The sequence below is a fragment of the Siphonobacter sp. SORGH_AS_0500 genome (assembly GCF_031453245.1).
In the GTDB taxonomy this organism is placed as follows: Bacteria; Bacteroidota; Bacteroidia; order Cytophagales; family Spirosomataceae; genus Siphonobacter.
The window spans coordinates 4,263,320-4,275,642 of sequence record NZ_JAVIYT010000001.1 but is presented as its reverse complement, the minus strand read 5'-3'; the positions used below and the strand labels follow the sequence as shown (position 1 = coordinate 4,275,642).

Below are 12,323 nucleotides of genomic sequence, written 5' to 3'. Positions count from 1 at the left end.
TATATTTGAACCACTTAATCATTATGGAACACCTGAAATTAGATAATCAGCTTTGCTTTCCGATTTACGCGGCTTCCCGGCTCATTACGTCGGTGTATCGTCCCATGTTGGAAGAATTGTCGCTAACGTATCCCCAATACCTGGTTTTGCTGGTCTTGTGGGAGAAAGAGTCGGCTACCGTTAAAGAATTAGGTGAAAAGCTTTGGCTGGACAGCGGAACACTGACCCCTCTACTTAAACGCATGCAGGAGAAAGAACTGGTGCTGCGGACGCGGGATAAAGCCGATGAACGGGTCGTGAACGTAACCCTGACGGAGGCTGGCAAGCAATTAAAAAACAAAGCATCTGATATTCCTAACCAGTTAATCAGTTGCATGAATATGGAAATTGAGCAGGCGGTACAATTACGTAATCAGCTTCAGGCCTTATTAACCAATCATTCGAATCCCATTTAATAGAAAACAAACGCCATGGAAAAATTGTATACAGCTCAGGCTACGGCCACGGGCGGACGCAACGGTCAGGTTAAATCAAGTGATGGAGTGCTGGATCTGGAAGTTCGCGTTCCTAAAGAAATGGGAGGTTCCGGTGGAGCTTACTCTAACCCTGAACAATTATTTGCAGCGGGTTACGCTGCGTGTTTTGATAGTGCATTAAATCTGATTATTCGCACTGGAAAAGTAAAAACAGGCACAACCACCGTTACTGCCGAAGTGAGTATCGGTAAAAACGACGCGGGAGGATTTGGTCTGGCGGTGACGCTGGATGTAACTATTCCGGGAGTAGATCAGGCTACGGCGGAAGCATTGGTGGAGAAGGCTCATCAGGTTTGTCCTTACTCAAATGCCACCCGTAACAATGTAGAAGTGACCTTACAGGTAACTGCCAGTTAAATAAACTTTATGCGTATAGAGTTTTGGGGTTGAGGGTCTTGAGTGAACCTTACCTAAGAAAAAGCCTCCTGTATTCTTTGCAGGAGGCTTTTTGTGGTATTAATGTTGTAGTAATGCTAAGGCTCGGTTGGCTACGGTTTCTGGGGTAATCCAGTCCAGACAGGCCAAATCCCCTCGAGCACAGGGTTTATTGCCAAAAACGGAACAAGGGCGGCAACTGAGCTCTTCCGTAGGTACCTGTACCATGTTTTCTTCTGATTGCATCCAGGGACCGAAACCCGCAAAAGGATGCGTGGCCCCCCAAATAGAAACCACGGGAACACCGTTCAGCGTAGCCAGGTGCATGTTGCTGGAATCCATGCAAATCATTAAATCAAGTTGATGAATAAGCGTTAATTCCCCCTGAAAGGACAACTTACCCGCTACCACCTTTGCCTGTGGAAACGCTTGCTCCAGGGTCCTTAACTGAGCGATTTCCACCTCACCACCGCCGAACAGAAAAATGCGAACGTTTTGTTGCTGGGTAATGAGCTCAAGCACTTTCTGCATGCGGTCAAAAGGCCACATTTTTTGTTTATGCTGAGCAAAAGGAGCTAGTCCAATCCATTGCATATCAGTAGATTTTGCCGGAATAGCCTGGTCCTGCAAAAACCGTTCTAATTCACCTTGAGCCGTTAATGAAAAATAGGGCGGTGCGGCTATCTGAGCTTTATAGCCTGCTTTCTCAAAGGTTTGTAAATACCTTTCAATGCTGTGAGGTAAGGGCTTTAATACCTTATTTTCAGGACGAGTCAGGGCTTTTTTATCGGATCGTCCTTTGTCGATAGTGGTAAAACGAACGCCTGAAAGAGCAAAAAATGATTTGAGGATGGACGTTCGCAGGTTCTGGTGCGTATCAATTACGTATTCAATCTCACCCCCTTTTTTCAAATCGCGGTAAAGCTGATACAGGCCCTTAATGCCTTTATGACGACCCTGTAAATCGGCAGGGAACACCTTCACACCAGCCATTCCTTCAAAGAAAGCCGCCAGTTTGGGACGGGTTACTACGGTTAATTGCCGATCGGGGTATTGCCGGGCAATGGCCTGTACAACCGGAGTTAACAGGGCCACATCGCCCATTGCCGAGAACCGAAAAATGATTAATTGTTTCATTCGCTAGCCATCACCCCGAGTAGGTACGCAGGACTTCGGCTTTGATAGATTAACTCGTTGTGAACTTATTTCTGCTGGTATAGCACCGGGTTCAGAGCCGGATCATTATACATTTTCATCTGACGATAAACCTTCATATACCGATTGCCTTCCCGAATATCTTCCAAAAGCTCATCGAAACAGCTTGCTAAATCCTGTTCCTGTTCAAGTAAAAGCTGAAGCTTCTGTTTTGCCTTTGCAATATGTTCTTCCGACGCATCCGAGCGTTCGGCCTGTTCGCGGAAGTGGTAAATCTTAAGCTGAAGAATGGACATCCGATCCAGTAACCAGGCGGGCGTTTCAGAATTCAGGCGAGCGTTTGGTTTCCGGGCAATTGCTCCGAAAAAAGCCATAAACCAGTCATCCATTTTTTCCACCATGTCCGTCCGATCCTGATTCGAGGCGTCAATACGGCGTTTAATACCCACTAGTTCAGCGGGATTGATATGAGGATCACGAATCAAATCTTCCAGATGCCACTGAACGGTGTCGATCCAGTTTTTATGATAGAGGTACGACTCAATCGTGCCTGAATCGTAGGGATTATTTAAAGGAGTATCAACGTGGTCCGTGCGATGGTAATCATTTATACTCTGACGGAAAATGTCGTTAGCTAATGGAGCATTCATGCAGTAAAACTTTCCACAAAAATATTGAAAAGAACCAAGTACGAACCAATATATAGATATAGATCGGCACGAAAACGTCAGATTCAACTGATTCCCAGCTATCAGGAATGCGGGTAGAGGAATTTTCTGACCAGTTTGAATGAAGGGACTAGTAACAAAAGCGGACTGGCGAAATGGACAAGCCCCAGAAGTGAGATACTACTTGGGAGCACTCCATTTCGTCAGTCAGTTCTTACTTTTTGGCTTTCTTATAGAGTGGAACTGTACTACAGGGTTCACCAAACATGAGCGTTTGAACCACGGGGCGAAGTTTGCGTGTAATTTCCACGTAAGCTGAAATCGGGACGGGATAGGTACTGCAACCTTTCACTACCACACGAGCTCCTTCGTAGTCTTGTGGATTAATCTGAGATAGGGCATCCTGAAAAAGTCGGTCTTCCAGAGCCTGTAAATCCCCGAAAACAAATTGATGAGCGTAAGGCTCTAAATGCACGGCCAGCAACATGTAGGCCCAGGTGGGAACAATCGCATCTGCCGAGCAGATAATAGCTACGTTTTTATCAGCGTACTGACTCCAGTCATGGTTCTTCAGAAATTCGCGGAAATCCTTTTCGCGAAGAATGGCTTCCATAAAAAGGTTATCCTTCAGATCGTAGATAATCCGCTCTCCCTGATGGTAATATTCTTCCAGATCCAGGCTCTTGATGCCCGAATTAGCTACCCGATTAATGATTTCCGGCGTTTCCATCTGACCTTGGAATGATTATAATTTTGGTTTGGGCTTGGTACCCATAAATTCTTTTAAATAATAAGGCTCAAACGTAATCAGGTCCTCAAATTGCTGATGCTGAAATGCATCCGTTGCCAGGTATCCGACTGTTTTAGCCGAAGGATAAATCAATTGAGATGGAAATAACGCATGGGCCTGTTGGGCTAACGCCGGTTTGCACTTGGCGGCTCCATCTCCAAAGAATACAACGGGTCGCTCCTTTAAAAGTTCCTCGAAACTATGTTCGTCGATAATTTCAGCGGCTGTTTCTCGTAGACATTCCAGACTGACGGACTGGTAATGGGCACAATATACTTCCATGCGACGAGCATCAATCATGGGGCATAAGACGTGCGATTCCGGATAAAAATCGCGTAACTGAGCTGCCATGGCTTGAAGGGTATCAATGGCAATAAGCGGTTTGTCGAGAGCGAAGCATAACCCTTTGGCCGTGGACACGCCAATACGTAACCCTGTGTAGGAGCCTGGTCCTTTGGCTACGGCGATGGCGTCTAGATCAGCCAGTGAAAAGCCGGCTTGTGTTACGATATGGTCCAGCAGGGTCGTGAGCATGGACGAATGCGTCTTTTCCGTAAGGAGTTCATAGCATCCTAGTAATTCACGGTTCTGGTGAAGAGCAACCGAACAAACCTGCGTTGACGTGTCTAGTGAAAGAATAAGCATGCTGCAAAATTACAGTAGCCGGGGGCTTGAACATACTAGTCGTCAGCAAAGAAATATGGATTAGTCTAAAACGGCGGTATAAAATGGGTTTTAATTGTCAATCATCTAATTCATAGGTTTTATAATTTTTCCGTTAAAGTATGTTTTTACATAGATTATCTATTGAGTTTTGTTAGTTTTGAGTCGAACCATTTGGTTTTGAAATGAATCACTACTTTTTCGGTAAGTACTTTTGTCTACTATTCCATGGTCAGTTATTTTACATTTTTACAAAAAAAAATAGGATACAAGCGTAGCAAATTGAGAAAAAACTTGTAATGTTGCAGAACAAATGACACAGCTTGAGACCGGAATACACCATCGCCTAGGATGGAGGATATTAGGAAATCAAATTGTACTATTCATTTAGGTATTAATTCGAATTGATCGCCCTCAGGGCATTCATAATAATCTCACTCGATCTCGCTGCGTCTGCAGATCGGGTATAACGTGGGTTGGATAGACGCCGCTCTCCGATTCGGGTTTCTCGGATCGGAGACTTTATTTTTAGAGGATTCATTAATTTCCTACAAGAGGCCTTTCCGCTAGGGAAAGCCTTTTTTTATGTTGAATAGCAAAAACGTAGCTTTCTTCGCAAGCCCGTTTTATAACATTACTTAATCTCTTTACACCATGATTACCTGGAATGAATTTGAGGCCGTGGAAATCAGAGTGGGCACTATCATTCAAGTAGAAGACTTTCCCAAAGCCCGCAAACCTGCCTACCAGTTACTCATTGATTTTGGCCCGGAAATTGGCGAAAAGCGTTCTTCAGCTCAAATTACAGCTTTGTATACGAAAGAAGAATTGGTAGGTAAACAGGTAATCGCGGTGACAAATTTCCCGCCTCGGCAGATTGCTAACTTTTTCTCCGAAGTGCTCGTAACCGGTTTTGCGGATGAGCAGGGGAATATTGTACTTTCCCAACCTGAACGTATAGTTCCTAACGGCACGAGACTGATCTAGGAAAACAAGGGGAGCGGGCGTTTATTACCGTCCTTGTTTAAACATACCTCGACAAATAAAATATCTTTTGTGATGAAGAAAACGATTGTGTTATGCCTGAGTCTGGTACTGATCGCTTTTGCGAGTCAGGCTCAGTCGAAAGACGAGACGGCAGTAGCCGAAGCCGTAGAACAACTCAAAGCGGCGATGATCAAAGGGGATAAACGTGCCCTAAACGCCATCACCAACGACCAATTGAATTATGGACATTCCAGCGGTATCGTGGAAGATAAGGCGGCGTTTGTTGATAATTTGACGAATGGAAATTCCGTTTTCAAGTCCATTACCCTGACTGATCAAACCATTACGATTGTGGGTAATACGGCCTTGGTAAGACATATTCTTACTGGCGAAACGGCCAACAAAGGTCAGGCAGGTCAGGTGAAAATTGGGGTATTACTGACCTGGATAAAGGAAAAAGGGAAATGGGTATTGCTGGGTAGACAGGCGTATAAAGTTAGTTGAGGGTTGTCATGTACATCGGTATAGAAAAACGGTCCTGAAACTTAGCTTCAGGACCGTTTTATTTTATTGAATAGTAAGTGAAGTAAAGCGAAAGATGGTTAACTCCTCATTACAACACGCCCATTTTACCCAGTTGATAATCCGTAATGGCCTGTTGAATTTCTTCGTAGGTGTTCATCACAAAAGGCCCGTGTGCTACAACAGGTTCGTTTAAAGGCTCAGCAGAACCAATCAGAATGCGGGAATCGCTGGTGGCTTCCACCGTAATTTCATTACCGTCGTTAGCGAATTGTACTAAAGAACGGTTATTGACTTCCCGTCCATTCACAATGATTGAACCATTGAGTAGGTAAAACAAAATGTTCTGTTGGGCGGGAATAGTTCGGGTAAAAGAACCACCCGTTTGCAGACTTACATTCGCAAGGGAAAGGTCAATGAGCGGTTGAATGGGGCCTTTTATGCCATTCCATTCTCCAGAAATAACGGCTACTGAGCCTTTATCAACAGAGGCTAAGGGAATGTCCTGTTCCTGTAAACCCGTGTAGTTTGGTTTCACCATTTTATAACGAGCGGGCAAATTCGTCCAAAGCTGGATTAACTCAACAGGGCCACCCGACTCGAGAAATTCCTCTGAGGATTCTTCGGCGTGAACCAGTCCGCTTCCCGTTGTCATCCATTGAACACCCCCTTTTTTTATCGTACTGGCAAAGCCGCTGCTATCCCGGTGTTGTACATCGCCTTCATAAATGAAAGTAACTGTTTCAAAACCCCGGTGAGGGTGAGGCGAAAAAGGAAGTCCATTGTTATGAGCCGGAAATACCTGCGGACCGTGGTGGTGCAATAACAGAAAAGGATCAATCTGATCAAGTCCCGCGGCTGGAAGTGGCTGATGCATCGTCAGCGGACCCATGGGTCGAGGCTGAGGATGAATGATTTTATGGATGGATCGTAAGGTCATGATTAAAATGTATGTATATACATATATATCAAAATTTGATGGTTTTTAGTTCAAAAGGCTAAGCTTATTTTGTGAATGGGGTAATGCGAATTGGTCATTTAGAGGGAAAGGTTTTTTGCATATCAAGTTTCTGACATTTTTAGTAAAGTCCTCCCTATGCATTCGCATCCAAGACCTTCGTATTTACACTCGGCAGAGCTGAGTAACTGTAGATTAGGTAGAGACGCGACTTCATCGCGTCTGGGTAGAGGCTGCTTTTGTTACGATTGAAATGGATCTTTATTCCCCGAGTAGACGCGATGAAGTGGACTAGCCCCAAGAAGTTGGACGGTTGTTTTAAAAGCCAGCGTTGATGCGGAAGTCTACGGGACTCATACCCTGTAGGTTCAAACGGATTCGCTGGTGATTGTAATAGTGAATGTACTGCCTGATGTCTTTTTCTAAAGCCTGGATACATTCATAACTGTTAAGGTAAAATAACTCACTTTTAAGCGTACCAAAAAAATTTTCCATCACCGCATTATCCAGACAATTCCCCTTTCTGGACATACTTTGGATCAGACCCTGCTTTTTCAGTCTTCTCTGATAGGGTTTCATCTGATATTGCCAGCCCTGGTCCGAGTGTAACAAGAGCCTCGTAGGAGCAGGCAATTTAGCTAAGGCCTCTTCCAGCATCCGACTTACCTGTTTAAAATTGGCTCGCTCCGAGAGATCATAACTGACAATCTCACCATTGTAAAGATCTAGTATGGGGGATAAATACAGTTTTTGAGCACCCACTTTGAACTCGGTGACATCGGTCACCCACTTGGCAAAAGGCTTTTCTGCTGTAAACTCCCGATTCAGTAGGTTGGGAGTGGTGGGAGCCTTTTCTCCCCGATAGGACCGGTATTTTTTGAGGCGAATCCGGCTTCTGAGCTGCAACTCTCCCAAGAGTTTGAACACCGTTTTATGATTGAGCGTATAGCCTTCTGCCCGTAGAACAGAGGTCAGGCGTCGGTAGCCATAGCGTCCCTGATGTTGCTGATAAAGCTGGCTCAGCCGCTGTTTATGGGGAGCATACTTGCCTAACCTATCCCTGCTTTTGAGTTGATAGTAGTACGTACTGCGGGCGAGCTGAGCGGCCCTTAGTAGCAGCGATAGATCATAATCAGGCCTTAATTCATGCACAATCAGGGCTTTTTGCCTTTTTTCTGGGCCTGAATCAAGGCTCGTAACTTTTTTAGGTAAGCCACCTCCGCCTGCAGTCGTTTATTCTCCTCAACGACTCGCTCGTATTCACTGGCGGGCACTCGACTCGATTGGGATGAAGCCATAGGGGGGAAATCGTTAAGCTCATCGCTCTGCTGGGGGTAATTTGCCAGGGCCCTGTTAATCCAACCCCGAAGCACACTAGTCGAGCGAAGAGAAAAAGTCAAACAAACTTCCCGCAAAGATAAGTCTTGAGTCAGAAAAGCGGCAACGGCGGCAGTTTTGATCGATTCGGAATAGCGATGTTGATGCGAAACGCATGCCAGAGCCGATGGCCCAAAGGCTTCATACCCATCGATCCATCGTCGTAGCATGGACTCGTGAATACCGTAAGCTCGGGCTAGGGCGTGAATCGATGCTTTACTCGACTTGGCCGCTTCCACCGCTGCTTTCTTAAAGGCATAACTATACTTCTTTTTCTTTTGCATTGCTCCTTTCAGTTAATGTCTAACTTTTCGGGGGCAATCCAAAGTCGCGTCTCTACATTACAGAAAAACACATCTACTTGTAGTTGATCGGCTTTGCCGAGTAACGAAATAGCTATAGGTCTCTGGCCGGGTGGTATTAAAAGACCTTTGGGACAAGTAAGTACTTGGTCACCTATATTTATTCGCGAAAGACGGCCAGAGGCCTACAACTAGGTGGTCACTCGGCAGAGCCGAGCGACTGCGGAGGATACTATCTTGATAGTAAAAGCTTAGGCAATTTTATGTAGCATGAAAATAATTTTAGAAACCAATAGGCTACTAATGAGGGAATGGGATGCAAGCGATGCCGTAAATTTCTATCGATGAAACCTTAACCCCAACGTCATAAAATATACAGGAAATTCAGCATTCACGAGTATAGAGGAAGCTCAGGAATTTCTTGAACACTACAAGAACTATGAAATAAATGGCTTTGGAAGATGGGCGGTGATTCATAAATCAACCCATGCATTTCTAGGCTAGTGTGGACTAAAGTATGATAGAAGTTTAGGGGAAACGGATATTGGTTTCAGGGTTTTTGAAGAGCACTGGAATAAGGGATATGCTACCGAAAGTGCAAAATCCCGTATTTATTATGGGTTTAATACGTTAAAACTAAAAATGATTATTGGAAGAACTAGAGTAGAAAATACCGCTTCCATCAAAGTGCTTGAAAAGGTGTGCATTTGTGAAAGAGTTTAATTTTGACCAATCGAACAAAGGGGTGATCTATAAAATTGAAAGCGATCTGAGGTAATTTTTATCGCTCTGTCTTAATTACAATCCGAAAGCCATCTGGGCGTAGGGATTTCAAACAATAAAGGCGACTCACAGAGTCGCCTTTATTACTTTATTTTTTCAGTGCATTCCACAAAATTTCCGCTGGGTGCAGGGCTTTGCGGCCCGTTCCGTCGTGGATTTGGTGGCGGCAACTGGTACCGGCTGCGGCGATGATTACTTCTTCGGGCTGTTTTCGAATCGTTGGAAATAAGACCAGCTCGCCAATTTTCATCGAAACGTCAAAATGCTCGGCTTCGTAACCGAAACTACCTGCCATGCCACAGCAACCCGAAGGAATCAATTGTACTTCATAGTTGGCCGGTAAGGACAGGATTTTCTTACTCGGCACGAGCGAACTCATCGCTTTCTGCTGGCAGTGCCCATGCAGTTTAATGAGTCGTTTTTCGGTTGTGAACTGGTCGGCTTTGATGCGTTTCGCGTCCAGCTCCTGAGCCAGAAACTCTTCAAAGGTGTACACGTGAGAAGCAATGGCTTTAGCATCGTTTACCAGATCGTCGTCCACCAGATCAGGATATTCATCCCGGAAGGTAAGAATCGCAGAAGGTTCAACACCCACCAGTGGCGTTTCCTGGGTAATAAGCGTGCGAAGCAGTCGAACGTTGCGGTTGGCTACTTCTTTGGCCATTTTCAGTAATCCTTTCGATAACTGAGGCCGTCCCGATTGCATATTTTCGCCGGGAAGCATCACGTTATAACCCAGTCGTTCAAAGAGTTGTACGACTTTCTTACCTACTTCAACGTCATTATAATTAGTGAATTCGTCCGCGAACAAATAGAAGCTCCGGCCTTGCGAGTTTTTCGATTTCCCTTCTTTGTTCCACCAGTTGGTAAAGGTCTGTTTGGCCAGTAATGGCATCGTCCGGTCGGGATGGAAGCCAACCATCCGGTTAGCGACGCGTCTAAGAGCAGGGGTATCAAAAATGCCGTTGTAGGCCCAGGGAGCCAAACTTGCCAGCTTATTAAGGGAGGTAAAGTTTGCTACCAGTCGGGAACGCAGCGGAATACCTTTCTCCTCATAGTAATGTTGCAGAAATTCCATTTTAAGCTTAGCCATGTCCACATTGGAAGGACATTCAGCCTTGCAACCTTTACAAAGCAGACACAAATCCAGTACTTCCTTGATTTCCTCATGGGCGAAGCGATTGATTTGCGTAGAGTTGGTCAGAAATTCCCGGAGAATATTGGCCCGAGCCCGCGTGGTTTCCTTTTCGTTTCGCGTTGCCATGAAACTAGGGCACATGGTACCTCCGCTTAGCTCGGTCTTGCGACAATCACCCGAGCCGTTGCATTGCTCGGCATGTTGCAAAACATTCTGATTCTGATACCGAAAAAAGGTTTTGAACTCCGGTGTTTCCTGACCAGGTTCGTACCGCAGGAAGGTATCCATGGGAGGCGTATCCACGACCTTGCCGGGATTGAAAATGTTCTCTGGATCCCACATACGCTTTACCTCTTTCATTAAAGCGTAATTCTTATCACCCACCATCCAGGAAATAAACTCGCCCCGCAGACGACCATCGCCGTGTTCACCCGAAAGCGAACCGTCGTATTTCTTTACCAGCCGGGCAATCTCTTCGGCAATTAAGCGGAATTGCTGATTTCCCTCTTTCGTTTTGAGGTTAATGATGGGCCGTAAGTGAATCTCACCCGAACCTGCGTGAGCATAGTGTACGGCACTCATGTTATTCTGAGCCAGAATTTCATTGAAATCCCGAATAAAATCGGGTAGATCATGAATATCCACTGTGGTATCTTCAATCACGGCTACGGCTTTTTCGTCGCCGGGCAGGTTGGATAACAAGCCTAATCCAGCTTTACGCAAAGTCCAGATTTTACCGGTATCCGCACCAAAAAGGATAGGGAAGTGGTAACCCAGATGGGCCGCCTTCATTTCCGCTTCCATTCGGGCGGCTACTTCCAGTACTTCTTCCTGCGTTTCCCGACGGAATTCAACGACCAGAATTGCTCCCGGATCACCCTGTACGAAGAAACGGTTTTTACTCTGTTCGATGTTTTCCTTGGTACACTCCAGAATGTAGTGATCAATCAGCTCACTCGCCGAAGGCTTGTACTGCATGGCGATGATGTTCGCCCGCAGAGCTTCATCCACCGAATGAAAGTGCACACAAACCAGTCCGGCTTCTTTGGGAGGCAGCGGGTTAATATGCAGTTTGATTTCCGTTAGAAAACAGAGCGTTCCTTCCGAACCTGCAATCAGTTGACAGAAGTTGAAATCCATGCCGCCGGGCGTGAAAGGCTCACAATTCAGGAGCATATCCAGGGCATAACCCGTATTCCGGCGTTCGATGCTGGGTTTAGGGAAGTTCTTCCGAATTTCCTGCTGATTATCTGGATTCGAAAGGATATCGAAAGTCTGACGGTAAATGTTCGCTTCCAGAGAATTGGAAACGCCTTCAACCGCATTACTTTTCTTCAATAAAGACTGAATGAACGGACTTTGAGAAGCCTGGGAACCAAAGGTAGCTTCCGAGCCGTCGGCCAGAAGGGCTTTAACTTCCATCACGTGCTCCCGCGTGGAACCGTAAACCACGGAGTTAGAACCGCAGGAGTTATTCCCTACCATTCCTCCAATCATGGCCCGGTTGGCCGTAGAGGTTTCGGGGCCGAATAAAAATCCGTAGGGTTTCAGAAAAAGGTTCAGTTCATCGCGAACGACGCCGGGTTGCACCCGCACCCAACCTTCCTGTGGATTTATTTCCAGGATTTTAGTAAAATATTTGGAAACGTCTACCACGATACCTGCTCCAACTACCTGACCCGCCAGTGAGGTTCCGGCGGTACGGGGAATGAGCGAAGTGCGATGCTGACGGGCAAAAGCTATAAGGATTTTTAGATCTTCCTGCGTTTTAGGAAGGGCCACCGCCGTTGGAAATTCCCGGTACGCTGAAGCATCAGTAGCGTAAAGCGTACGCATGGTTTCGTCGTAGTAGAATTCGCCTTCGAGTTGGGTGGCAAGGTCACGGAGAGCTTCGGTCGGAACTGAGGACTTCGTAATTAATCGATCCGTTGCTGTAGTCATGATTCGTTTTATTGCTTCGGGGCTACAAAGGTAACCGATCGGGTGAATAGTTTACGGTATTACCATTTTCAGTTTTTGCTTTTTACAAAAGATTATTTGGAGATGGTTTTCTTTTGAAGCCACGGACA

At 45.7% G+C, this 12,323-nt stretch carries 12 protein-coding genes and 1 pseudogene; 5 read left to right on the top strand and 8 right to left on the bottom strand.

The features are described 5' to 3' along the window. Positions 1–17 precede the first annotated feature (17 nt). Both QE357_RS18085 and QE357_RS18080 read left to right on the top strand, forming a co-directional pair. Positions 18–455: a MarR family winged helix-turn-helix transcriptional regulator gene (locus QE357_RS18085; protein WP_373424555.1), complete on the top strand. Its 438-nt coding sequence runs from the start codon at positions 18–20 to the stop codon at positions 453–455. Between the two features lie 15 nt (positions 456–470). Beyond that, positions 471–893 carry an organic hydroperoxide resistance protein gene (locus QE357_RS18080; protein ID WP_309710412.1) on the top strand — a complete coding sequence of 141 codons (423 nt, stop codon included), beginning with the start codon at positions 471–473 and terminating at the stop codon, positions 891–893. Between the two features lie 99 nt (positions 894–992). Here QE357_RS18080 and QE357_RS18075 read toward each other — a convergent pair whose 3' ends face one another. From QE357_RS18075 to tsaB, 4 genes are all read right to left on the bottom strand, one after another. Next, positions 993–2,048, bottom strand: coding sequence for a glycosyltransferase family 9 protein (locus tag QE357_RS18075; RefSeq protein WP_309710409.1), 1,056 nt, complete (start codon positions 2,046–2,048; stop codon positions 993–995). Between the two features lie 65 nt (positions 2,049–2,113). Beyond that, positions 2,114–2,716, bottom strand: coding sequence for a DUF4254 domain-containing protein (locus QE357_RS18070; RefSeq protein WP_106637752.1), 603 nt, complete (start codon positions 2,714–2,716; stop codon positions 2,114–2,116). 232 nt (positions 2,717–2,948) lie between these two features. Further along, positions 2,949–3,464: a DUF2480 family protein gene (locus QE357_RS18065; RefSeq protein WP_106637753.1), complete on the bottom strand. Its 516-nt coding sequence runs from the start codon at positions 3,462–3,464 to the stop codon at positions 2,949–2,951. Positions 3,465–3,479: 15 nt separating this feature from the next. After that, positions 3,480–4,169: a tRNA (adenosine(37)-N6)-threonylcarbamoyltransferase complex dimerization subunit type 1 TsaB gene (gene tsaB, locus QE357_RS18060; protein ID WP_309710402.1), complete on the bottom strand. Its 690-nt coding sequence runs from the start codon at positions 4,167–4,169 to the stop codon at positions 3,480–3,482. A gap of 672 nt (positions 4,170–4,841) precedes the next feature. On the opposite strand from tsaB, the gene QE357_RS18055 reads away from it, so the two are divergent. Then, on the top strand, positions 4,842–5,174 hold the full coding sequence (locus QE357_RS18055; protein WP_106637755.1) for a tRNA-binding protein: 333 nt from the start codon (positions 4,842–4,844) through the stop codon (positions 5,172–5,174). A gap of 72 nt (positions 5,175–5,246) precedes the next feature. After that, positions 5,247–5,678 carry a nuclear transport factor 2 family protein gene (locus tag QE357_RS18050; RefSeq protein WP_309710400.1) on the top strand — a complete coding sequence of 144 codons (432 nt, stop codon included), beginning with the start codon at positions 5,247–5,249 and terminating at the stop codon, positions 5,676–5,678. A 109-nt stretch (positions 5,679–5,787) separates the two neighbouring features. On the opposite strand, the gene QE357_RS18045 is transcribed toward QE357_RS18050, so the two are convergent. The 3 genes from QE357_RS18045 to QE357_RS18035 all read right to left on the bottom strand — a co-directional run bounded on the left by QE357_RS18045 (position 5,788) and on the right by QE357_RS18035 (position 8,315). Further along, a complete protein-coding gene (locus tag QE357_RS18045) occupies positions 5,788–6,636 on the bottom strand; it encodes a pirin family protein (protein ID WP_309710398.1) in 849 nt (282 codons plus the stop codon). 336 nt (positions 6,637–6,972) lie between these two features. Further along, positions 6,973–7,806, bottom strand: coding sequence for an IS3 family transposase (locus QE357_RS18040; RefSeq protein WP_309704883.1), 834 nt, complete (start codon positions 7,804–7,806; stop codon positions 6,973–6,975). A 2-nt stretch (positions 7,807–7,808) separates the two neighbouring features. Then, positions 7,809–8,315 carry a transposase gene (locus QE357_RS18035; protein WP_309704884.1) on the bottom strand — a complete coding sequence of 169 codons (507 nt, stop codon included), beginning with the start codon at positions 8,313–8,315 and terminating at the stop codon, positions 7,809–7,811. A gap of 549 nt (positions 8,316–8,864) precedes the next feature. On the opposite strand from QE357_RS18035, the pseudogene QE357_RS25060 reads away from it, so the two are divergent. Then, positions 8,865–9,056: pseudogene (locus QE357_RS25060) on the top strand (GNAT family N-acetyltransferase; N-acetyltransferase); the annotation flags it as partial. 148 nt (positions 9,057–9,204) lie between these two features. Here the strand turns inward: QE357_RS25060 and QE357_RS18030 are convergent. Next, positions 9,205–12,195, bottom strand: a complete 2,991-nt coding sequence (locus QE357_RS18030) for an FAD-linked oxidase C-terminal domain-containing protein (RefSeq protein WP_309710396.1) — start codon at positions 12,193–12,195, stop codon at positions 9,205–9,207. Positions 12,196–12,323 lie beyond the last annotated feature (128 nt).

Bases quoted from the DNA above. Each gene is read 5' to 3' on its own strand.
- QE357_RS18065 (WP_106637753.1), bottom strand. From the start codon at position 3,464: ATGGAAACGCCGGAAATCATTAATCGGGTAGCTAATTCGGGCATCAAG.
- QE357_RS18030 (WP_309710396.1), bottom strand. From the start codon at position 12,195: ATGACTACAGCAACGGATCGATTAATTACGAAGTCCTCAGTTCCGACC.
- QE357_RS18045 (WP_309710398.1), bottom strand. From the start codon at position 6,636: ATGACCTTACGATCCATCCATAAAATCATTCATCCTCAGCCTCGACCC.
- tsaB (WP_309710402.1), bottom strand. From the start codon at position 4,169: ATGCTTATTCTTTCACTAGACACGTCAACGCAGGTTTGTTCGGTTGCT.
- QE357_RS18075 (WP_309710409.1), bottom strand. From the start codon at position 2,048: ATGAAACAATTAATCATTTTTCGGTTCTCGGCAATGGGCGATGTGGCC.
- QE357_RS18035 (WP_309704884.1), bottom strand. From the start codon at position 8,315: ATGCAAAAGAAAAAGAAGTATAGTTATGCCTTTAAGAAAGCAGCGGTG.
- QE357_RS18050 (WP_309710400.1), top strand. From the start codon at position 5,247: ATGAAGAAAACGATTGTGTTATGCCTGAGTCTGGTACTGATCGCTTTT.
- QE357_RS18080 (WP_309710412.1), top strand. From the start codon at position 471: ATGGAAAAATTGTATACAGCTCAGGCTACGGCCACGGGCGGACGCAAC.
- QE357_RS18055 (WP_106637755.1), top strand. From the start codon at position 4,842: ATGATTACCTGGAATGAATTTGAGGCCGTGGAAATCAGAGTGGGCACT.
- QE357_RS18070 (WP_106637752.1), bottom strand. From the start codon at position 2,716: ATGAATGCTCCATTAGCTAACGACATTTTCCGTCAGAGTATAAATGAT.